Consider the following 22,721-nt stretch of genomic DNA (forward strand, 5'->3'; position numbering starts at 1 on the left):
GGCTCCGCCCCAAACCCCGCCAGGAGGAAGGGCACAGCCCTTCCTCCTGGACCTCTATCCCAGTTATTCATTCGTTTTTTGAAATTGACAAGTTAGACAGCCTCTGAGTGCAGCCAGGTCGCTTCATTGACAAGGCCCGTTGCCTGAATGCGACCCGGACTGGTTCGCCTGTCCTTATGGATGAAGAGCGGCACATGCGGGTAGTTTGACGGTGTGTTTGGCCAGTGCCTCAAGCAAGGTGCAACGCTGATGCCGCAACCAGGGTTGGACCCGGAAAACATGGTCCAGGTGCGGCTGTGCGGCAGTACCCTGACCTTGCAACGCCAGGATCAGACCCAGGTTGAACTCGGCTTCCAATGCAGCATCCGCATGCCGGATGGAAGGGGTCTCCTTGCCACCCGGACCCATGGCCTGTCGCAACAAGGGAAGTGCCTGGGAAAATGCCTCCTCCTGCATATGGATCATGGCCATTTTAAGCAAAATTTTCGGCGTATCGGGATATTTTGTGGCCAGGGTCTGAAGTTGTTGCAGGGCTGCCGCCTTGTTACCACGCCGATAGGCAATGTCGGCCTGAAGAATCGCATAGTCGATCTGCCCGGGCTGGAGGTCCACGGCCTGTTGAATCTCCCGTTCGGCCTGTTCCAGGTGGCGCTCTTCCATGTACAGGCTGGCCAGCATATGGTGGGCATAATGATTGTTGCGGGTGGTGGCCACCGTATGGCTCCAGAGAGTCATACTGTCGCGCCAGATGCCGATCTGCTGCCAGGCAAGCACCGCACAAATACCCAGAACCACCAGGGCACCCCGCGCTACATGGAGCGGATCGATGCGCCAGCGGTTGGCCTGATGATCCACTTCCCAGGCCAGGGCCATGAACAATCCCATGTGGGGCAGATAGGTAAAACGGTCGGTGATGGCATGCCGTCCCAAATGCACGATGCCCGAAACCGGCACCAGGGTGCCGAGAAACCACAACCAACCCACCAACAGCCATGGATGACTCCTGACCCATCGCCAGGCCAATCCGGTACCCGCCAGCAACAGCAGCGCCGCCCCGGCCATCTCGGGAAAGTCAGGTTTTGTCAGGGGCAGCGGATAGAGAGGGGCCAGACCGACTGGAAAGAATGTTTTCGTCAGATAGTTTATATAATTCAGCAAGGTGTACGGCAATAGATCCCAAAACGAGACTCCATCCGCCGCAAAGGAGGGTGTTTTATAGATATGCCGCGTCAGGAGAACGATGCCCAGCAGGATCGGAACATAGAACAACTTTTCCCCGAGCAGCGACCACCTGAACTTTTGCCACCGTCGCAAAGGCCACCCATCGAGCAGCAGCAACACAAACGGTAAGGTGATCCACATGGGCTTGGCGGTCAGACTCAAAAAATAGCCCAGCAGCGACCCCGCCAGGGGCTGGATGACCCGCATGTCCCCCAGAGAGAGACCCTGACCCCGCGCCTGGGTGAAGGTGACGTACTGGTGCAGAGCGAGCAACCCGAACAGGGCGGCCAGCAACTCTTTGCGTTCCGTGGCCCAGGCCACAACCTCGACATGTTGGGGATGGACGGCAAACAGGGCCGCCACAAAAAAGGATGGCCAGTCCCTTTGTGTCAATCGCCGCAACAGATGCAACAAAAGCAGCGTATTGGCCGCATGCAGCAACAGATTGACCAGATGGGAACCCGCCGGATTGCCGCCAAAAATGGTTTGATCCAGAAGAATGGAAACCCACGTCAGGGGAATCCACATATGGACCGCATCGGTATCCGTCAACGCCCAATGCAGACTGGCCCAGGAGAAACCTTCCTGGAGATACGGATTCAGGAAATAGATCGTGTCGTCCCAGTTCACCCAGCCGCACACAATGACCCAGGCGTAGAGAAGCAACACAAAAAGCAACAGAATCTGCGCTGCCCGGCGCGAATCGAACGACAAGAACCGGGGAGGTGTTTCTGTCACCAACGTTTCATGTAGTTATCGTGTTCGGGGCAACTTTTGTGGGTACCATCACACCAGGGAGCAGATTTGCTGCCCCCACAGCCACAGGCATAAAGATCCTCAACCTGCTGGACCTTGTGCAGATGGGGTTTTTTGGGAGGATGTTGCTTATGGGCACCATCGCAAAACGGAGGATCCTGGGTATGGCCACAGGTGCAAATGGCATAGGTCTCGCCCGGCTTGGCCTTGATCAGGTAGGGTTCACCTTTTTTGAACATGTCCGTCATGATGGTTACTCCCAAACAATCCAGAATATTTTATTAATGCAGGAATCTGGTCGGATCGCTGCTGACGCCAGACCGGAACCATTCGTTGAATTCCCGGTTGAGACTAACATTTTGAGAGTGGATTTTGCCAGGGTTTCCTGTAGGCAGGGAGGAAAGACTTTTCGGTCAGAAAAATAATCCTGGCCAATGTGTCAGTTGGCCTATGGAAAAAAGAGAAATGAACAGACCGTCACGTTATGGAATGAACAATCCACTATCGACCGAAACAGGTCTGACGATACATTGGTTGTGCAATAACCTGCCATTCTCTACGACCAAATCCACCACAAGGAGTCCCGGTAAATCGTCCCGCTCCACACAGCAAGCTGTGCCGACCGTGATCCAATTGACCTGCCCGGTTTTTATTCCATTGTTGGGACCAAACTCGTGAGTATGGCCGGAAAAAACCACATCAATTGCCAAATCTTCTGCTGCCTGGACAAGAAATTCCGCATCCAACAGTCGGAGATTGTCATCCAGATTGGCAAAAAATGGTGGAAAATGGGTGACCCAGAGAATGACCGAGGGAGAAAAATGATCCCGAACCAGTTCGGTGAAATCTCTCATGCTTTGCAGAGAATCAGGATATACCTTACCCTTACCCGGCCAATCGGCCAGCAGCAGATCTTCATCATTGGGATCCAAAGTCAGGTCGCATGCCAGGAACGCAAGACGCTCTTTTACTCCCTCCAATAGGGCATAGCGCATTTTCCCACCCATTTTCCAGATTCCCTGACCAAACGACCAGTCATTGCCAAATTGATTTTCAAATTCGGTCGATCCTGGCATGAAAAGTCTCTGATATCGATCATGATTGCCAGGCATGAACAACAATGGAACTCCATGAGTGGTCAGTCCGGGCCAGGTACGATATCCCTCTGCAACGGGGCCTGCTCCGGTAATATAACGCCTGGCGGCCTGCATATCGGATTCCAGACCAGTCGCAGCCAGGTCGCCGGTAATCAGAATGGCGCTGGCGACACGCTCTCTCTTGGCTTCATTCACCAGCGATTGCAACAGATATGTCAGCCGTTGCGCGAGATGACCGTCAAAGGTAGAAGGCTTTCCAAGGCTTACGGAACCACGCTCGTCCAATCCCAGAACCGATGCCAGATAGCGCCATCCACCAGACCAAATGTCCAGGCCTGAAGAGATCAGGTTCAGTCGGTTGGCAATATCAGCCAGGTGCAGATCTGACAGGTGAAAAATTCGGAATCGTTCCAAATTTACATGTTCTCCGGGAGTATCGGCGGCAGAGTCATGTTGATTACTTTGAGTTGTGGAACATCCGAGGGAACCTCTATCGGTGCGACATGGTGCAGATACAAATTTTCGCCATCCCATCGCAAACCAGGCTCTTCGGGGGGTTCTGCAAAATACTGGGAGTAGAGAATCAAAGTATCTTTTACCAGAGCCAACACCTGTGGAACCAGGCCGGCGTGGACAGGAATACAGTTCCAGATATCCCGCTCAAAATCCTTGTCAGGTATGATGCCGTGGAAGAGAACGGTAGGTTTGTTGCGTGGTTCAGAAGCCATGGCCCCCAAGAGTCTGGACAATCGACGGCGTAACAGGGTTTCCAATGTCTTTAAATCCACATCCGAACCAAAACCCCCGGGATGATGTATACCGGCATCTTCTGCGTAGTAGGTGGCCATGGATTCTCCACCGGACGGATTGGCGTCCCGGGAAAAGGCTTCGTGAACCAGGGCAAGCAATTCCGGATGAAAAAACATGGCTTTGGGCCAGGAGAGTTCAAAACCGAGTGGCGTTTCCGCGACCTTGAATCCTTCATAAAATAATCCGTCAGGAAAATAATCCATTAATTTGCGACTCAGACTCTTTTCCATAGACGAGGGAACAGGCAAATATCCTGTCGCACCATTTTCCAGGGAAAAAATAAAATTTTCTGAATGGCGTTTGGTCATCCTGCCCTGAACACGGGCAGGAACTGGCAAGACGACCCTGGGGTCCAAAAATGGCATCCCCGGTTTGCCCTCAGAGGTAGAAACAGCATAATCAAATGAAACAGAACCGGAATAATCACTTGATTTTTTTCTGGATGATTGAGTTCGTCTCGATTTGTAGTCAAGTCTGCGAATTGCTTTTTTCAACCGAACAGGGGCAAGGGATCTTTCTTCATTAGTTGTTACATCTAACGATGGAATACCACAACGTTCGGCAAATTTTATTTCTGGTAATTTTGATCGTCTTGATTTGCAAATAAATCTGCTCTGCCGTTTCAGAATTGCTTTTTCAATTCCCCTGGATCTCTCAGAAAATAAAAACCGCTTTTGTGATTTTTTCTTGGAACCCGCAAGAACAGGCAAGCATGCCTTGCCTGACACAACAGGATCGGTTGGAAATTTAGCGGATGCTTTGGGAGAGTGTTTAAATCTCTCGTCTATCATAAGATTTTGGCTTGAGGAATTGTCCCTCACGCTCCTCCAACGTCGAAACCGATCACATTCCGCATCATGTGTTGGTTGCAAGACAAACAATCACGGACCGTATTGTATCATGCATGAGCCTGAGCAATCCAGCGGTTTCCTGAACAATCGGGTCAGGAATTCGGTTTTTCCCGGTCTTGTTCGCTGGCTTCACAGCTACTATCAAGGAGTCCGACTTCTTCCACCCGAGCATCATCATCATCATCATCATCATCAACAACAGCCTTCTCAGCGGCTCCTGATGCGGCAGGCTGAAATCCGAGATGATTTCATCCAAGTAGCCCACAGAATGATCCATGCGGATACAGATATACAATGCCTTGCCTTGCGATTGGCTTGTCTCCTCATACCGGAACAACGAGGATATGCGCATGCCGGGATTGTGGCCTGCGTTGAATGATAATCTGCACATCACAATCCAAGGCATTCAAAAATCCAAACAGACGTTCCATGGAAAATTTTTCCAGTTGACCCCGCAAAAGTGCCAAAAAATCAGACTGATCAACACCCATAATCCTGGACGCATCAGCCTGCGAAAGCCCCTGTTCATCAATCAAGTCACCAATCCTGCTGACAAGCTGGGCCTTGGCCAAAAGTTCCCCCGCATCCGGCAAGCCAAGGTCTGCAAAAATGTTGCCGCAACTTTCCTGAAAATCGGTTATTTCACTCATGACACGCACCCTATGCCTGAACTCACCAACTCATTACAGGAATTTTAAATTTTTCATTTCCAATCAGAAGCGGAATGATCGAAACGTTGCCCATGGAATGCAATGCCAAAAGACCAAACAGCCACCCTCTGGCAAGGGACTGCCTTGTCTGGTATCATGGAGACTGTCGAAATGGAATGGTGGAAGTGGAGAGCGGGTCGGATTCCAACAAATAAACGTCGAGAAAACAGCATGATAAACTCTGAAAAAACAGTCGTGGAACAGGCACTTGGCCTGTCATCAATGGAGCGTGCCACGCTGGCCCGAGAACTGATTCAGAGTCCTGAGTTTCCCGAAAATGTTGACCCGCATGCTGACGTACTCTGGCAAGAAGAAATTATCCGCCGTTTGCGGGATGTAAAAACAGGTAAAGTAACGTGCCTGTCATGGGATGAGGTACGCGACAGGTTGACAGAGCAACTCCTTGCCAAATTTGAAATACACCCGGAAGCTGTTGCAGAACTTGAGGCAACGGTCTCCTGGTACGAACAACAACGGAGAGGTCTTGGTAAATTTTCTGGATACGTCAGTTTTTACCAAGCATGCTTAGCAATGTTGTGCTGGAAGATGTGATTCCATTAACACCAGATCGTAGCGCTTCCTCCTTCATATTTTGCGCAGCCCACCCCCCACAAAAAATAAACACAGGAACTTTCTTGTTGATGATGCGTATCCTCTCCGCAAGCTCAATACCTGCCTTATCGCTCTCGGGTCTTTTCATATCTGAAATTATGATATCATAATTAATTTCCTGTAATTTCCGCATACCTTCTTCAGTATTCCGGGCAATATCAACCGTATCATTTCTCTCTTTGAGGAGAGAAACCAAATAAGCGTTATTTCTTGGCAAATCATCAACCCAAAGAATACGTCTATTGATCGGATTCAAAGAATCTTCACGAACAGATGGTGCTTTATTTTGTGGCAATGTTGCGGTAAAACCGGAAAGCTTTTTTTCAAGTTCGGCAACTTTTAATTGAATGTCACCAACGATCGTCCTTTGCTGATCAGACACCTCCTCTATTGATAGTTCATATTCGCCAAATTTGATTTTCAATTTTTTGTTACTAAAATCTTTGACAAAACCTCCGATCGGATTCGCAAATTTAAAAACTAAAACGATAACAATAATTGGCCATGCGAATGGCGAAAGCGACGTTATCAACTTTGTCAAACCTTCCATTGACGTAACCCCTGCAAGTTAGAATAAAAAGCAAATGATCAAAAATAATAAGGAACATCTTCAAAAAGGTCAACAAATCCAACCAGATCACGCTTCAAATAAAACAAAAAACCTTCTTGGTCGCCAGCAGGCAACCCCATATGTTTCGCGCATCATAATTACTTTATAATCGAAAGGCAACAAAAAAATTTCCCAACCACCCCCGTTCAGTTCCCCTCACCAACTTGCAAACCGCTTGAAAACAGTTTATTTTATGCGAGGGAGGAATCATGCCGGCATGAACACATCGGAAGCCTTTTCCGCTTTTTTGCAGGATCAACAGAGCGCCTTGCAGGGCATGACGGGCACGCACCCCTTTCGCGTGGCGGGCTGGTTGCTGGTGGCTGGCATTGCCATCCAAATGGTGCTATCCATTGTGGGGCAGATGCGCAGATTGTATTTGCAGGAAAAACGGCAAAAAATTGAAATCAGGTTGCTGGAAACCCGACTGGAAAAGGCCACCACCATGCATCGATTGGAAACGGAACGACGGATTCACTCCTGGAGCGGCTTGCGTAAATTCCGGATCAGCCGCAAGGTGCAGGAGTCCCCCGGGGTGTGGTCGCTGCACCTGGTCCCCCATGATGGCAAACCCTTGCCACCGTTTCTGCCCGGTCAGTATCTGACCTTCGTGGTACGGATTCCGGGCCTGGACAAGCCGTTGACCCGCTGCTATTCGCTCTCCAGCCATCCCAACCAACTGGACCATTACCGCATCACGGTCAAACAGGCCGTACCTCCGGCACATGCACCAGAACTGCCACCCGGATTGGTTTCGACCTATCTTTGCAAGCAGACACAGGAAGGCGACATTCTCGATGTCAAATCCATCTCCGGGAGTTTCACTCTGGATCCGGATGGACAAAGGCCTCTGGTGCTGATCGGCGGGGGAATCGGCGTCACGCCCCTGTTGCCCAAATTGTGGTCCCTGTGCGGTACAGGAGAAGCCCGGGATGTCTGGCTGTTCCATGGCGTGCGCAACAGCCGGGAACATTTATTGAAACAGGAAATCGAAGCCACCGCCGCCACCTGCGACCCTCTCCATCTCCGTTTTTGCTACAGCCAGCCGTTGCCGGAAGATCAGCTCGGCAAACATTTTCACCACGTCGGACACATCGACATGGCCTTGCTCAAAGCAACCCTTCCTTCAAATAATTATGAATTTCATATTTGCGGCACACCCGGCATGATGCAGGATCTGGTTACCGGTCTGGCCCAGTGGGGCGTACCGGATGCGCATGTCCATTATGAAGCTTTCGGACCTTCCAGCATCAGTCGTGCGCCCACGCCCACATCAAACACAACTCCATCCGTCACCATCTTTTTTGCCCGCAGCAACAAACGGGTCACCTGGAACCCAGATGCCAGCTCCCTGCTGGAATTGGCGGAAAACAATCAAATTCCCCTGGATGGAGGATGTCGGGCGGGCAACTGTGGAACGTGTGCCGTGGCCCTGAAATCGGGCGAGGTTTCCTATGCCCATGATCCGGGGCAAACCCCCGATCCGGGAACCTGCCTGGCCTGTATCGCCATTCCCAAGGGGGATCTGGTGGTCGATGCCTGAAGGTCCGGCATGATTGGCAATGATTCAGAACCATTTTAATACAAGGATTTAACATGTTTTCATCGGCAAAAATCCTGGTCTGGATATGGACTGTCGGGTTCCTGCTTCTGGCCGGAACAGCTACTGCCGGAATGACCACACCCGGACCCACCCCCCCCGACCCGGCCCTGATCAAAGGCCCCGATGCCTGCGGCAAGGAGTGTCACAAGGATGAGGCCGCCGTCTGGGTGGAGACCAAACATGCCACCTCGTTTCGGACCCTGGAACAGGAAAAAAAGGTCGGCGAAATCCTGACCAACCTGGGCATCAAGGGCGGCATGCGGCGGGCCGAGGCCTGCCAGGGGTGTCATTACACGATGCAGATGGTCGGTGGACGCCCCCAGGCCATCGCCGGGGTTGCCTGTGAAGCCTGTCACCGACCCTCCAAGGATTGGATCGACGTGCATGGCGATTACGGCGGCAAGGAGGTCAAACGCGATCAGGAGACCCCGGACCACAAACAACAACGTCTGGCCAAATCCGCCGCAGCCGGTTTGTTGCGCCCCGTCGATCTCTATCCTTTGGTCCGGGGCTGCTTTGACTGCCATCTGGGATTGGAAGAAAAACTGGCCAATACCGGCGGCCATGTGCCGAGCAGCCTGATCGAACTGGTCTCCTGGACCCAGGGCAAGGTCGGCGATGCCAAACCCATGCGCCACAATCTGCATCAAGGCAAGGAAAACCGCTTTTCACCACCGGCCCGGCGGCGGGTCATGTATGTCCTGGGCCTGGCCATGGAATTGGAGTACACGATTCGCGGCGTTGGTCGGGCCACCCAGGAGGGGTTGTTCGTCCAGAAAATGGCCAAACAGGCCAAACAGGCCGCGCAACGCCTGAAACAGGTGAGTGAAAAGGTCACCATCCCCGAAGTGACAGCCATTCTTGCCGAGGCCGGCAAGGTCAAACTGAAACTGAACAATGGCAGCGAACTCAATCCCATAGCCGACGCCATCGCCACTCAGGGCCGACAGTTTGCCGCCCATGCCGATGGCGATAAACTGGCCGCCATGGATGCCGCCATTCCCTGGTACCCGGAAATGCCCTGACCAACCCCGGCAGAAGGGTCGAAAAATTCCCGGCATGCGTGCAGAAACCGTCCATATCCGCCAGATGGACCGGTGGGACAATCCCCTGGATCCCACCATGTCTCCCGAGCAGGTGGAGCGGATCCTGGCCCTGGACATGTTCCGCAACATGGATGCGGGGAGCTTTCCCGCCCTGCTCTCCCTCCCCCGCCTCGTGCTGAACGAAACCCGTCTGGTCGAATACCAGCGCGGCGATCTGGTGGTGCGGGCCGGGGATTATGGCAGCTCGGCTTTTCTGGTGGTCAGGGGCAATGTGGCGGTGATCCTGCCCCCGGGATTACCGGCGGAATTGCTGGGGCGCTCGGCACCGAAACGCAAATCCCTCTTCCAGGTGTTGCGACAACTCTGGAACGACTCCCGCATGCCGGAAACCTCTCATTACACCTCCCCGACCGCCGGGCCGGGTGCCATCACCCGCAGCGCCGGCAGGAGTGATTCCACCCGGGTCACTTTGGCCAACGTGGACACCCTGTTGTCAAAACAGCCGAGCGTCATCCTGGAAGCCGGCGATTTGTTCGGCGAAATCGGTGCCCTGGGACGCTTTCCCCGTTCGGTCTCCGTCGTGGCCACCATGGATGTGGAAATTCTGGAAATACGCTGGCAGGGCTTGCGGGATTTTCGCCGATATGACGCCCACTTTCGTGACCACCTGAACCAACTGTACCGGGAACGCTCCCTCAAGGCCCACTTGCGGGAAACGCCGGTATGCCGCCATCTTGCCCAGGAATTATTGACGGATCTGGAACAGGCCGCCATCTCCGAAGTGTACGGCGAAACCGATGCCAACAATCCCTTCTGGCGTCCCCAGGGAGAGTCCCCCAGTGATCGCCTGGCCCAGGAACCCATGATCGTCGCCGAGGGGCAGGTGCTGGATGGTCTGGTCCTGATTCAATCCGGTTTTGCCCGCATCAGCCAAAAATTCAATCATGGACATCGGACAGTCGGATTTTTGGGACGCAACCGCATGTTCGGTCTGAGCGAAGCCCTGCAACAGTGGCGCACCGGCCATCCGGTGCCGAGCCAGTTCTCTCTGCGGGCCATCGGTTATGTCCAAACCTTGCGTCTTCCTTATGCCATTCTGGCCAGTCATGTCCTGCCCCATCTTGCCCCGGAATTTGCCCAGGCCGCCCTGACCACCCGCAACGGCACGGTTTTCGAGGGTCTGGACCGGGAAGATGTCGGGCTGATCGAATTTTTGGTAGAGTACCACTACATCAACGCCACGGCGGCCATGCTGATCAATCTGGATCGCTGCGTCCGCTGCGATGAATGCGTCCAGGCTTGTGCCCGCGCCCATGACAACAATCCCCGTTTTCTGCGCAAGGGACGGCGGCACGATGCCGTCATGGTTGCCACCGCCTGCATGCATTGCCTGGATCCGGTCTGCATGATCGGTTGCCCGACGGGTGCCATCCATCGCAACGAACGGGGCGGTGAAGTCCTCATCAATGACCGGACCTGCATCGGATGCGGCACCTGCGCCAACAGTTGTCCCTATGGCACCATTCTCATGGTCGAAACCCGGGATGCCGCAGGACGTTATCAGCATAATCAGGAAACGGGGCTGCCCATTCTCAAAGCCACCAAATGTGATCTCTGCCTCGAACAATGGGGTGGTCCGGCCTGCCAGAGAGCCTGCCCGCGCCATGCCCTGCTGCGGGCCAACATGTGGGATACGCGCAATCTGCGCCGATGGATGGGATGGCGATGAATGAATAAAAACAATTTCCAACAAAGGCATCCCCTGGTCCGCTTCCTGACGGGTACCCTGCTACCCGGTGCAGCCCTGTTGATCCTGATGGGCTACGGGGTCCGCTTTCTGGGGGCCGGTCTGCGCGATACCAGCCATGTCACCGGCTGGATCCTGTTCACCATGCTGATCCTGCTCACCCTGCACACCTTCCGCAAAAAACTGACCATGCTGCCTCTCGGGGCCATGCATCTCTGGACCAACCTGCACATTCTGGCAGGTGCCGTGACCATTCCCCTGTTTGTTTTTCACGGGGGAAAGTGGATTCCCAACGGATTCCTCGATGCCATTCTGGGCATCAGTTTCTGGCTTGTGGCCGGCAGCGGGGTATTCGGCTTCTTCCTCTATCGAAACGTTCCCAGGCGCTTGACGCGGCGCGGGATCGAGGTCATTCAGGAGCGCATTCCCGCCCTGCGCGCCGAGGCCAGACAAGAAGTCGAACAAGCCGTCCTTGACCTGGCCGATGCCACCGGCTCCACCACCCTGGCCGAATTTTACGAATTTCGTCTGCGCAGCTATTTCAACAAGGTGTGCAACTCCCGGGAACACCTCCTGGACTGGAACCGCTCCCGGTTTTCACTCTTGAACGAAATCAAAGGATTGGAACGCTATCTGGATGCCCGGGAAATGGAAGTTTTGGGACGAATCGAAGAGCTGGTGGTTTACAAGGACGATCTGGACTACCACTGCACCCTGCAAGGCATCATGAAAATCTGGCTGCTCGTGCATCTGCCTCTGACATTTGGTTTGTGGATGTTTGTGGCCTGGCATGTTCTGAACGTCCTCGGCTTTCAGAGCTGAACGCATGGACGACCCGGTCCCATCTCAGGAAAACTACGAACGTCCCAACCACCCCTGGATCTGTGGACGTGCCATCCAAGGCAACGCCTGTCGTTCCGGTCCTGATCACAAGGGCCATTGTGGTGGCCAGAGTGAATGCCGGCCTGTCCGTCGCGGCGACCGGTGGCATTGTGCCCGACCCGCTCTTGCCGGTGGCCCCTGTCCGGAAGGTCCTTCTCCTGAGGGTCAATGTGGTCGTCCCCTGCCCACCTGCCAGCCGGTGCGAAACCTGCGCGGCTTGCGTCGTCTTCTGGCCCGTTGGTCCATCCTCGTTGCCGTCGGCCTGATCCTCTCCATCACCTATGGAAACCGTGTCCTGGAGTTCATCTCTCCCGGCCCTTTGAGTCCTTTTCACAGTTCCATCGACAATTGCATCATCTGTCATGCTGCCGCCGAAAAAGGCCCACGCGGCTGGATCAAACTGGCGTTGGGACGACCGGACATTCAACCCGACAATCTGCGCTGCCTGAAATGTCACCCCCTGGGGACACATGCTCAATCCCCTCACAGTCTGGATCCCCAGGTGTTGAAAAAGCTGGAGCCCAAGGTTGCCGAGTGGCCGGATCCCCCTCCCCTGCCGGTCTCCCTGCACATGGCTGCGCCCTTGCTCAACCCGGACCTGGGCAGACAGCATCCCCTGAGTTGCGGCTTGTGTCATCAGGAGCATCAGGGCCATTTCATGCAGGAAACCTGGTGGGCGCAGGATCGCTGCAACTCCTGTCACCGCAAGGCAACTTCCCGGTTTGATCAGGATCATCCCCGTTTTGTGGACTATCCCCATCAGGAACAGACATCCATCAAGTTCAATCACCGTACCCATTTTCAAAAACATTTTCATGGCAAACTGGCCGACAAGGCACCCAAAAACTGTTCTGTGTGCCATCCCGACAATGGCCGCAACAACATGGTCTCTTCGATCCACTTCCAACCGGCCTGCGGAACCTGTCACATCGATCAGATTCGCGAGGTTTTCCAGTCAGGTCCCAAGGGATTGAAGGTTCTCTCCCTGCCCCCTTTGGATCTGGATGTTCTGCGGCAACGCGGCGTGGCCATCGGCGAGTGGCCCGGCAACAGCGATGGCGATCTTTCCCCTTTCATGCCAGGTTTTTTTCACGGCTATCCGGAATTTGAAACCGCTTTTGCCATGCTGAACGGCATGGACACCCTGAATCTCACCACCGCCACGGATTCCCAGCTCACCGCCATCGCCACGCTGGTCTGGAACATCAAGGAGTTTGTTTTTGAACTCCTGATCTCAGGCCGTCCGGCCCTGGCCAAGCGTTGGCAGAATTTATTGGGCGAACGCCCGGATTATCACCTGCTCGCACAGTTGAGCGGCCAAATGCCGGCTGACCTGGTCCGTTCCATTCAAAAAGAGTGGTTTCCCCATCTCCTGGAAGAGATGGCTATGCATCGGCAGGGAAAACCTGTCCCGATTCCCAATCCCCATTCAGCCACCCCGGCAACCGACACGGTTGAAAAACGCGGATCCCCCGACGGCGACAAGGGCGGACTCCTCGACAGCGACAAGGGTGGACTCCTCGACAACGACGACAAGGGCGGACTCCTCGACAGCGACAAGGGTGGACTCCTCGACAACGACGACAAGGGCGGACTCCTCGACAGCGACAAGGGCAATCAAACACCCACCCTGCGCCCCCTCACCGATGACGCATGGATCGAAGGGGGCGGATGGTACCGGGAGGGGTATTCTCTCTACTATTTGCCGACGGGACATGAAGATGGTTTTCTGCGTACCTGGCTCGACACCCTTTTTTCCCGGCAACAATCCTCTTCAGCGGCGCAACGACTGTTTCAATTGTTGATTGCCGAAAAAACCGCCGGGCAATGCGGCAAATGCCATTTCGGTGCAGGTGCCTATGCGGGTGCCCAAACAGGTGCCCATGCAGGTGCCAGTCTGGAAATGACCCTGCCCAAGTGGCGGGGGCGGGTGGCCCCCCTCGATGCCAAGGAGTTCCGCAAATTTTCTCACACAGCCCATCAAAGCCTGATCCCCCGGTGCCAGGATTGTCACCCCTTCACCACAGCCCCCCTCCCGGAAACACCCCCTGGAGCAACGTCCGTGGTCCACAGCGGCTTTGCCCAATTGGAGAAAATGGTTTGTGCCAAATGCCATCAACCCGACAAGGCGGGGGATGCCTGCCTGCTTTGCCACAACTATCACGTTGGCCAAAAATCCTCGGCGCGTGGCCGCTCCCGTTGACCGTCCACCCCTGAACCCTTCAATCCATGCGCCATACTGTGCTAGGATTGGCTTCTCAATCGGGTTCTCTTTGAAAATGGGCGGGGCACCATGCATATTCGCCATTGGCAATCCTGTTTTTGCCTGATTTTTTCTGCTGCATTCCTTTTCATGAACCTGCTTGTCTGCGCGTCTGGACATGCCGCAGACGCCAAATCCACGCCGGCAACCACCGACGAGGATATTACCGACCAGGAACTGCGCAACGTCTGGCTGAGTGGTCTGTACTCCATGGAGTTGGACCACCTCAAGGATGCCCAGCGCAAATTTGCGTTCGTCATTGCCCGGAACCCCCCCTGGCTGGCACGCGCCTTCGAAAACCGGGCCATCGTTTACGAAAAAATCGGCCACGAAGACTTGGCCAAAAAGGATTTCGAGGTTGCCCTGAAACTGTACAATCAGGAAGTCAGGGACCACCCAAACAGTACGGAACCCCTGTTGCGGCGCGCTGAATATTGGGAACGCAAAAACAACCCGGAAGCCCGCATCCAGGATTTGAGCAAGGCCATTGCCCTGGAACCCGATAACACTGCCCTCCTCCAGGTACGCATCAATGCCTGGAATGACCTTTTGCGCCCTGATCAGGCCCTGGCGGACCTGAGCCGTCTGATCAAACTGCAACCCGAAGAACCGGACCCCCTCCTGGCCCGGGCCGAGCTGGCACGCAAACAAAACAAGAATTCCCTGGCCATTGCCGACTATACCAAGGCCATCGCCCTGAGTCCGAACCTCTTCCAGGCCTACCTCGGCCGCGCCGAAATTCACCTGGAATCAGGACAGGAAGAAAAAGCCTTGGCCGATCTCGACCGGGCCGTCAAAATCCAGCCCGACTCAGCCAAGGCCCATTATAACCGGGGTATCATCCTGCAAGGAAAAGAACAATATCCAGCTTCCCTGGCCGCCTTCGAAAAAGCCATCGCCCTCGAACCAGACCAGGTTGAAACCCTTCTGCGCCGGGGCATGGTTCTGATCAAACTTGGACGTTCCCAAGCCGCCCTGGCCGATTTTGACCGCATTCTGACCTTGCAGCCAGGACATGCCCTCGCCACGATGTATCGGCAGCAGGTTGTGAAATAAGCCTTTATTTTTGTCGATATTCCGGATTCAGAGACGGCAACACCTCATCGGGTTGCACGGCGGATGATCGGGAATTCCGGACCGTCAGCAAGGGCTGCAAAACCGACCATAAATCAACATCATCCCAAGGTGTCTCCGGGGCATAAAGGCCTCTTTCCAGACGATCCATGATGACCGAGGAGTTTGCCGGATCCAGGCGATCACGCAAGGCACCCAGAGAACGGGGAGGATTTTCCGGCCAGGTCAGAGATGCCCAATACAACAGGGCATCGGCAATACGACGCGGATCCCCTATTGCACAGGCTTCCCGAACCGGAGCCAGATCGGGAGGGGGTATCCGGGACAACGATACAACCTTGTTCGATCCTGGTGTCTGGCTCCGGATGGTGTGTTGGCGCAGCCGCCACCACAATCCCAAAGTCGCCAACCAGGCCAACAGCAACCCCCCTGCCACCCAGGGCCAATAGCCGCCCGCTGCCGGATTCCCTGCCGAGCCAACCTGTCCACCTGGAATCGTGGTGGCAGCCGGATCCGCTGCCACACCCGGTATCGTCGATGCACCCGAAGAGCCTGACCCGACTGAAGCCGCATCCGATCCTGTCGCTCCCTTACCTGATCCTGGTGGTACCACATCCGGCAACGGCGCAGCCACCAAAGGGGGAGACCCACCACTTGCAGCCGACGTTGCGGGTGGATCCACGGCAGAAGCCCCTCCCGAGGCCGTCGTGCCCCCCGCTGCCGGTAATACCGTCAAGGTCCGGCTGGGCAGTTGGGCCACTTTGGCACGTTCTTCGGTCACATCCCACCAGGGTATGTCAATGGCCGGCAAGGTATACGTCCCGGGACGGGTGGCCACCATGGCCCATTTTTCCTCGCGTTCCCCCAGGATCCATTTGCCCTTGGGTTGCGACTGGATCACGGGTTGATCGGGATATATGTTCACGCCATCCAGACGCGGCTTGGCAATCTCCGGCAATTGGGTCGCCGCCAACCCCTTGGCATGCAAACGCACCGTGCGGGTCAACGGATCCCCCACCCGGATCTGCACCGGATCGTGCAACCCCTCCTCCGACAAGGTGATCTGCGCCGCCGGCAACCACCAGGGACCGACAAATTCCGCCGGACGTGGCCGCACATCCAATTGAATCGGCTCGCTGCGCAATTTGACCGGACGGGTCGCAGCCAGCAAACCGGCGAAGGGATCCCGGCCAAAAAAATTCTGGAAAAAGGGATCGTTGGCAAAGGGGCCTGTCCCCCCGGGGTCTCGACCTGCCGATCTTGCAACCCGCATCTGCCCCTGAAACACCAAGCCGGGCAGGGTCAAGGGACCGCTTTTTTGGGGAAATACGGCATACCGGCGTTCCATGACCTCATAGGTTCGTCCCTTGATCTCAGTGGTCGAGGCACGATCCTCGCCCAGCCGTTCCACCACGGCATCCTCGATGACCGGCTCGGTTATTTCCCCCTCGGTAAAGACCACAGCCCGATAAAACCGCACCTGCAACACCACCTGGCCCTGGACATACGGAGTTTTGGTATCGACTTCCGCCTCCAAAAAATAGGCCCCCGTATCCACGGCACCCCCACCAGCGCCACCCGCACCACCCGCTCCTCTTCCCCCTCCCCCTCCTCCCAGGCCACCACCCGCTCCACGCCTGGCTTGCGACCCGGCAGCAACCACTTCAATGGCAAGCGGGGCTGTCTTCATGCCGGCCACAGTCAACGCCGGTATGGTCAGCCTGCCCAAACGTTGCGGCAACAGGGTGATGGTCAGGCCGACCATCGATTCCACATGACCATTGATGATCCGCACATTGCTTTCGGAACTGCTCCCCAAAATCTGGAAATCCTTCTCCAGGGGGGTCAAATCCGGTTGTGGCAGCCGCCCTTGTTGGCCTGCAATCGACAAGGTCAGGCGCAGCGTCTCCCCTTCGGTGATGACCGACTGATCCACCCGCGCCGTCACGCCGGCTCCCAGACCAGAACCGGGTTGCAACCAGACCAGCAGCACCATGCCCAGAAAAAACGCCTGCAATCGGAATTTTACCATGGCTCTGTCACCTCTGCCGGGCGGCCCCGCCGCCGTTGTTCCAGAAGAAATTTGCGCCGCAACAATCCTCCTGGGTCATCCGGAATACGCTGCAACCATTGCTCCATGGCCTGTCGGTTTTCCGCATCCAGGGGCGTTGCTTCCGCCTGTCGCGCCTTGGCTGAATTTTTTTTATCTTCTCTCTTTTTGATTTCCTGATTCTGTCCTGATTTGGCAAAAAATTTTTCTTTCTCCTCTTGCTCTTTATCCTGCCCGTCGGTTGCTGTCTTTTCTTTCTCCTTTTGTTCTTTATCCTGCCCGTCGGCTACCGAATTTTCTTTTTCCTCCAGTTCTTTGTTCCGCCCGTCGGCTGCTGATTTTTCTTTCTCCTCTTGTTCTTTATCCTGCCCCTCGGCTGCCGATTTTTCCTGCCCCTCCGGTTTTTTACTCTGCCCCTCGGCTGCCGATTTTTCCTGCTCCTCCGGTTCTTTCTTTTGTGCGTCAGATGTGGATTGATCCTTCTCCCCTGACGCTTTCTTTTGTGCATCCGATGCGGATTGATTTTTCTCTCCCGACTCCTTCTTTTGTGCGTCGGCTGCCGCTTGATCCTGGGATTGTTTCTCCCGATCCGAACCCGATTTGTTCTGTTGCTGCTGCTGTTGTTGTTGTCCCTGCTGTTTCTGTTTCTGTTGCTGCTGCTGTTTTTCCAATACTTTTTGCACCAATTGCCGGTTTGCCTTCGCATCCTCCATGGCAGGATTCATGGCCAAAGCCTGCTCATAGGCCTGAAGAGCTTCCTGGAGTTTCCCCTGCTGCGCCAGGGCATTGCCCCGATTATAATGACCATCGGCACTCTCCCAGCGGGCGAACGATTCCGCAGCCAAGGCATGCTGACCCGCCTGACTGAGCGCCATGCCCCGCCAACCCGGATCCTGAAACAAATCTGCCGCCCGGGCCGCATCCCCGGCTTCCAGGGCACGTCTGGCCCGCTGATCGGGTCGCAACCAGAGATCGTCCCACTCCCAGGCCCATGCCGGACCTGGCTGGACCAGGTAAAACACCATCCACAAGCCCAGCAACCAGCCCCGCCGAAAGGCCATGGCCGCCAAAGGCAACAGAATGACCAACAACCAGGGTCCCTGTTCATCCCAGATTTCCGTCATGGCCCGGGAGGCCTGGGCCGGGCCAAGGGTGCCGCCATGGGCCAGCCCGGGCATGAGCCGCTCCAAATCCTGCCCATCCGGCGTCAGCGTGGCATAGACCCCGCCACCCATCCGGGCCAACGCTGCCAGCGGCTCACTCACCAACGGTGCCAACACGGGTCGCCCCTGGCGATCCGGAACAAACCCCCCGCTTGAATCCGGAATCGGCCCCCCCAGGGCACTCCCCACCCCCAGGACCGAAAGCCGAAAACCCCGCCTCGCTAGGCGACGCGCCACCTCCAGGCTGCTGGACGGGGCCGCGTCGCCATCCGTGACCAGCAACACCGCCCCCTGGTTGACAACCGTCCGCTCCAACACCTTCAAGGCCTGTTCCAGACCCCGATGCGGCATACTCCCCTGTATCGGCATGAGATCCGGCTCCAGGGACGCCAGCAGGGCCGTGACCGTATCGACATCATCGGTCAAAGGTGCCGTGATAAAAGCATCCCCGGCAAAAACCACCAGACCGGTCTGCCCCGGTCCCAGACGCTGCAACAAATCCTGAATTTTTTGTTTGGCCCGTTCCAGACGCGAGGGCAGCACATCCGCCACGCGCATCGAGCGGGAGAGATCCAGGACCACGACCAGGGCCTCCTGGGGACGAAACAGCGGGGCCGGCACCCGCGACCAGGTGGGACCCGCCAACACCAAAACCAACCCCAGCAGGCCGACCGCCAACAACCAAAACCAGGTGCGTTCCCGACGCTCCCCCCCGACCCGCAACAGGTGCGGCAACAAATGCGCATCACACACCGCACGCCACTCCTGCCCCTCCCGGGTCACCCGCCAGAGACGCCACAGAATGACGAGCATTGGCAGCAGACTCCACAACCACAAAGGCCGGATAAAATGCCATCCCTGTTCAACCATGGATCGGTCTCCGCCACTGTGAGATGAACGCCAGCCACAACAGGAGCAGCAGGGCCGGACCCAGCAACCAGGGATGCAGTTCCGTGCGTACCATGTATTGTTCGGGTTTGGAAAGGGTGGGTTCGAGGCGGTCCAGTTCCTGATATATCTCTTCCATCACCTCGGTATCGGAGGCCCGAAAATATCGTCCCCCCGTCAGGCGGGCAATTTCCTGTAAGCCGGGTTCATCAAGATCTTCCGAGGGATTGATCAGGCGCGAGCCAAAAATGGTGGGAACCTCCATGGGTTTTGTGGAACCCACACCGATTGGATAGATGCGCACCCCTTCCTGGGCCGCCAGTTGAGCCGCCTTGTGGGGTTCCACCGTGCCGGCGGTATTGGCACCATCGGTCAACAGAATCAGGGCGCGTCCCGGTTGGGGACGGTCCCGCAACCGGCGTACCGCCAGACCAATTCCCTCGCCAATGGCCGTCCGCGTGCCGGCCAGACCAATTTCCGCCTCGCGAAGCATGGTGGCGACGGTTTCCAGATCAAAGGTCAGCGGCGTTTGCAGATAGGCATGGTCCCCAAACAGGATCAAGCCCAACCGATCCCCAGTGCGGCGGCGGATAAAAGGTCCCGCCACTACCTTGATCGCCTGCAAGCGGTTGATTTGCCGCCCCTGCCAGGTAAAATCACCGGTTTCCATGCTGTTGGAAAGATCCACGGCCAGCAACAAATCCCGGCCCGTGGAGGGTTGCAGGGCCGGTTTTTCCAGCCATTGGGGGCGCAAGGCTCCCCCCACCAGCAACAGCCAGATCAATCCGGCCAGAAGCAGCCAGATACGGCGAAAACGCGCCCTCGGCGGCCTGTCCCGCTGTTCCGTCTGAAGCAACTCCCCAAAAAAAGGCACCAGCAAGGCGCTGCCCCGGGCCATTTTTCCCGCCGGCATGAAGCGTCCCACCAGCCAAGGTAATGGCAACAGCAACCCCATCCATGGCCATTGGAGATGCAGACCACTCTCCATCGCCTATCCTCCTGCCTGCCCTCCTGCCTGTTGGATCCAACCCCTTGCGGCGGCCAACAGCGGTTCCGGATCCACCGCCACCCCGGGCCGATAGGGGGCCGTGGCCAGTATGCGCCCTGCCCCACCCGTGAAAGCCGGATTGTTGCCGGTCGTGGCCAAAAATTCCAGCCAGGCCTCGCCGCTCAGGGAGGCCACCTTTTGGCGGGCAAAGCGGGTCATAGCGCTCCGTTTCAGCAACATCGACACATTCACCGCCAGGGCCGCCGCATCGCCATCGGCGCGAAACCGTGCCTCGATGGCGGCCAGTTCCCGCAAGGCTGCCCTTTTTCGATCCTTGCTCAGGCGTCGCCGCCACCACTTCCCCAGCCAGACCACCACCAGGGCCAGCATAACCCCTCCGGCCACCAGCCACCACCCCGGTGCCGGTGGCCAAAACTGGATTTCGGTTGGCGCATGCAACCCCCGCAATCCCGCCAGTGGATCGGCATCCGTCATCGGCGTCCCCTGCGCAACAGCGCCGGATGGACCTCCCGCCGCAAAAAATCCGGAATTGGACGATCCGTCGCCAGGGTCAACAAAGGCACCGACAGGCGACCCAACAGGCTGGCCGCCGTCATCTGTCGCTCCCGAAACCGTTGTCGATGTTGTTCACGAATTTTTTCCGCCCCGGTGGCCAGTTGCAGCACCCGCAGGCCATCCGTGAAAGAAAAAACTCCCGCCGGCGGCAACTCCACCTCCAGGGCATCGTGAATCAACACCCCCAGCATCGTATTGTGGGGTGACAGCAAGCCAAGCAAGCGCCCTGCCGCCGCATCCAACGTCGAAAAATCACTCAATAGAATGATCATCGACCCAGGCCGTGCCACCCGGCGCAAGCGCCCCAAACCATCCGCCAGCGTCGCCAGTGAATGCAAATTTCCCGGCACCGGCTGTTTTGCGGCAATGGCCCTCAGCAACGGCAGCAACCCCCGTTGCCCCCCCGCCGGGCGGCACAAAACCGGCCCCTCAGCCGCCAGCACCACCCCACCAATCCGATCCCCTTCCATGGCCGCCAACCAGCCCAACAAGGCCGCCAATCGCGCCGCCACCACCGACTTGAACGCCACCCGCGTCCCAAACGCCATGGCCGGATTGAGATCCACCACCAGAAACACCGGTCGTTCGCGTTCTTCCCGGAATACCTTCGAGTGCGGATCCCCGGTGCGGGCCGTCACCTTCCAATCCATATTGCGTATATCGTCCCCCGGTTGATAGAGTCGCGTCTCCTCAAACTCCATCCCCCGCCCCCGAAATACCGACCGGAACTGCCCCGCCAACGGGTTGGCCGCCCGCACCAGACCCGGCAACGTCATTGCCGCCGCTTGATGCCGCACCTTGACCAGTTCTTCCAAACCAACCCGTACCCCGCCATCCATGTATCCAACTCCCGCTGTCTTGCACGCCTTTTGTCCCTTGATAGATAGGCATGCCGGGAGGGGGTGTCAATGGGAGTGGGATTTTATCTCATGCGTGGTCCATGGATTGAAAACCGCAACACCCGTTGGTGCAAAATCCGCCACATTGCGCGTCACAACAATCATGCCGTGAACAAGTGCCGTCGCCGCTATCAGCATGTCACGCACCGGACGTGGGTCAGGTACATGCAGTCGTGCGCTCCGTTGCGCAACAGCCGTATCGACAGCCAAAATACGACCACCAAAAGCGGGCAACACGTACTCATTCAGCCACGTTCGCAGCAATGACCCCTGCGTTTTATCCCGCCGTTCAAGCAGCAGAACACCCATCTCCAACTCCTGAATGGAGATCACGGACAAAAACAAATCGTCGGTATCAACACCACTGGCCCAATTGGCGACACGTTCATCCGCTTTTCCAAGGCGAACTTTGCGCAACTCGGACACGACGTTGGTATCGAGTACATACATCAAGAAAAATCCGCCGGTTGCGCAAGGTCACCAAAACGCGGTATCTCAAGCTCAACATCCGCAATGCCGGGCATCGCCAGCAAATCAGCAATGTTCTTTTTCCCGCCTGTGATCCTCTTGTATTCATCGAACGTCAGCAGCACATGCGTAGACCTGCCGCGATTCGTAATGAACACCGGCCCAGCCTCTGCCACTTTTTTGGCCTTGCTGACATCCTGGTTGAACATGCGACTTGATAAAGTTGTGACGCTCATGGCAGTACCTCGCATTGATGGGACAATGTAGGTACGTTACCACAAGTCAGGCTGTTTGCAAAGACTCAAACCATAAGATTCGAACCACAGCAAACGCCATCCCACGGCATCAAAACACCGACCGGAACTGCCCCGCCAACGGGTTGGCCGCCCGCACCAAACCCGGCAACG

At 56.3% G+C, this 22,721-nt stretch carries 21 protein-coding genes; 7 read left to right on the forward strand and 14 right to left on the reverse strand.

Going from position 1 to position 22,721, the window contains the following annotated elements:
• Window positions 1-174 precede the first annotated feature (174 nt).
• The 6 genes from HQL65_14175 to HQL65_14200 form a co-directional block, all read right to left on the reverse strand.
• Window positions 175-1,959: a hypothetical protein gene (locus HQL65_14175; GenBank protein ID MBF0137380.1), complete on the reverse strand. Its 1,785-nt coding sequence runs from the start codon at window positions 1,957-1,959 to the stop codon at window positions 175-177.
• Window positions 1,956-2,225, reverse strand: coding sequence for a CDGSH iron-sulfur domain-containing protein (locus HQL65_14180; protein ID MBF0137381.1), 270 nt, complete (start codon window positions 2,223-2,225; stop codon window positions 1,956-1,958). The genes HQL65_14175 and HQL65_14180 overlap by 4 nt, the downstream gene beginning before the upstream one ends.
• Before the next feature lie 234 nt (window positions 2,226-2,459).
• Window positions 2,460-3,488: a metallophosphoesterase gene (locus tag HQL65_14185; GenBank protein ID MBF0137382.1), complete on the reverse strand. Its 1,029-nt coding sequence runs from the start codon at window positions 3,486-3,488 to the stop codon at window positions 2,460-2,462.
• Window positions 3,489-3,490: 2 nt separating this feature from the next.
• On the reverse strand, window positions 3,491-4,705 hold the full coding sequence (locus tag HQL65_14190; protein MBF0137383.1) for a hypothetical protein: 1,215 nt from the start codon (window positions 4,703-4,705) through the stop codon (window positions 3,491-3,493).
• A 34-nt stretch (window positions 4,706-4,739) separates the two neighbouring features.
• Window positions 4,740-4,991, reverse strand: a complete 252-nt coding sequence (locus HQL65_14195) for a hypothetical protein (GenBank protein MBF0137384.1) — start codon at window positions 4,989-4,991, stop codon at window positions 4,740-4,742.
• A gap of 67 nt (window positions 4,992-5,058) precedes the next feature.
• Window positions 5,059-5,385, reverse strand: a complete 327-nt coding sequence (locus tag HQL65_14200) for an XRE family transcriptional regulator (GenBank protein MBF0137385.1) — start codon at window positions 5,383-5,385, stop codon at window positions 5,059-5,061.
• A 102-nt stretch (window positions 5,386-5,487) separates the two neighbouring features.
• On the opposite strand from HQL65_14200, the gene HQL65_14205 reads away from it, so the two are divergent.
• Entirely contained in the window at window positions 5,488-5,997 is a 510-nt protein-coding gene (locus HQL65_14205; GenBank protein MBF0137386.1) for an addiction module protein, read from the forward strand.
• On the opposite strand, the gene HQL65_14210 is transcribed toward HQL65_14205, so the two are convergent.
• The gene (locus HQL65_14210) at window positions 5,951-6,607 is read right to left on the reverse strand and encodes a response regulator (GenBank protein MBF0137387.1); all 657 of its coding nucleotides are present in this window, start codon (window positions 6,605-6,607) and stop codon (window positions 5,951-5,953) included. The genes HQL65_14205 and HQL65_14210 overlap by 47 nt on opposite strands.
• Before the next feature lie 277 nt (window positions 6,608-6,884).
• On the opposite strand from HQL65_14210, the gene HQL65_14215 reads away from it, so the two are divergent.
• The 6 genes from HQL65_14215 to HQL65_14240 all read left to right on the forward strand — a co-directional run bounded on the left by HQL65_14215 (window position 6,885) and on the right by HQL65_14240 (window position 15,264).
• Window positions 6,885-8,210 carry a 2Fe-2S iron-sulfur cluster binding domain-containing protein gene (locus HQL65_14215; GenBank protein MBF0137388.1) on the forward strand — a complete coding sequence of 442 codons (1,326 nt, stop codon included), beginning with the start codon at window positions 6,885-6,887 and terminating at the stop codon, window positions 8,208-8,210.
• Window positions 8,211-8,263: 53 nt separating this feature from the next.
• Window positions 8,264-9,295, forward strand: a complete 1,032-nt coding sequence (locus HQL65_14220) for a cytochrome C554 (GenBank protein MBF0137389.1) — start codon at window positions 8,264-8,266, stop codon at window positions 9,293-9,295.
• A gap of 34 nt (window positions 9,296-9,329) precedes the next feature.
• Window positions 9,330-11,045 (forward strand): cyclic nucleotide-binding domain-containing protein, encoded by a 1,716-nt coding sequence (locus tag HQL65_14225; protein ID MBF0137390.1) that lies wholly within the window; start codon window positions 9,330-9,332, stop codon window positions 11,043-11,045.
• The gene (locus tag HQL65_14230) at window positions 11,046-11,885 is read left to right on the forward strand and encodes a hypothetical protein (protein MBF0137391.1); all 840 of its coding nucleotides are present in this window, start codon (window positions 11,046-11,048) and stop codon (window positions 11,883-11,885) included.
• Between the two features lie 4 nt (window positions 11,886-11,889).
• Window positions 11,890-14,148, forward strand: coding sequence for a cytochrome c3 family protein (locus HQL65_14235; protein ID MBF0137392.1), 2,259 nt, complete (start codon window positions 11,890-11,892; stop codon window positions 14,146-14,148).
• A gap of 150 nt (window positions 14,149-14,298) precedes the next feature.
• A complete protein-coding gene (locus tag HQL65_14240; GenBank protein ID MBF0137393.1) occupies window positions 14,299-15,264 on the forward strand; it encodes a tetratricopeptide repeat protein in 966 nt (321 codons plus the stop codon).
• Between the two features lie 4 nt (window positions 15,265-15,268).
• On the opposite strand, the gene HQL65_14245 is transcribed toward HQL65_14240, so the two are convergent.
• The 7 genes from HQL65_14245 to HQL65_14275 all read right to left on the reverse strand — a co-directional run bounded on the left by HQL65_14245 (window position 15,269) and on the right by HQL65_14275 (window position 22,550).
• Complete coding sequence (locus tag HQL65_14245; protein ID MBF0137394.1) at window positions 15,269-17,314, reverse strand: protein BatD; 2,046 nt, start codon at window positions 17,312-17,314, stop codon at window positions 15,269-15,271.
• Entirely contained in the window at window positions 17,308-19,365 is a 2,058-nt protein-coding gene (locus HQL65_14250) for a VWA domain-containing protein (GenBank protein ID MBF0137395.1), read from the reverse strand. The genes HQL65_14245 and HQL65_14250 overlap by 7 nt, the downstream gene beginning before the upstream one ends.
• On the reverse strand, window positions 19,358-20,371 hold the full coding sequence (locus HQL65_14255; protein MBF0137396.1) for a VWA domain-containing protein: 1,014 nt from the start codon (window positions 20,369-20,371) through the stop codon (window positions 19,358-19,360). The genes HQL65_14250 and HQL65_14255 overlap by 8 nt, the downstream gene beginning before the upstream one ends.
• A 3-nt stretch (window positions 20,372-20,374) precedes the next feature.
• Window positions 20,375-20,866 (reverse strand): DUF4381 domain-containing protein, encoded by a 492-nt coding sequence (locus HQL65_14260; protein MBF0137397.1) that lies wholly within the window; start codon window positions 20,864-20,866, stop codon window positions 20,375-20,377.
• Window positions 20,863-21,786 (reverse strand): DUF58 domain-containing protein, encoded by a 924-nt coding sequence (locus HQL65_14265; GenBank protein MBF0137398.1) that lies wholly within the window; start codon window positions 21,784-21,786, stop codon window positions 20,863-20,865. The genes HQL65_14260 and HQL65_14265 overlap by 4 nt, the downstream gene beginning before the upstream one ends.
• Before the next feature lie 66 nt (window positions 21,787-21,852).
• Entirely contained in the window at window positions 21,853-22,296 is a 444-nt protein-coding gene (locus HQL65_14270) for a type II toxin-antitoxin system VapC family toxin (GenBank protein ID MBF0137399.1), read from the reverse strand.
• Window positions 22,296-22,550 carry a type II toxin-antitoxin system Phd/YefM family antitoxin gene (locus HQL65_14275; GenBank protein ID MBF0137400.1) on the reverse strand — a complete coding sequence of 85 codons (255 nt, stop codon included), beginning with the start codon at window positions 22,548-22,550 and terminating at the stop codon, window positions 22,296-22,298. Before HQL65_14275 ends, HQL65_14270 begins: the two co-directional genes overlap by 1 nt.
• Between the last annotated feature and the right edge of the window lie 171 nt (window positions 22,551-22,721).

It is taken from the genome of Magnetococcales bacterium, assembly GCA_015228935.1.
In the GTDB taxonomy this organism is placed as follows: domain Bacteria; phylum Pseudomonadota; class Magnetococcia; order Magnetococcales; family DC0425bin3; genus HA3dbin3.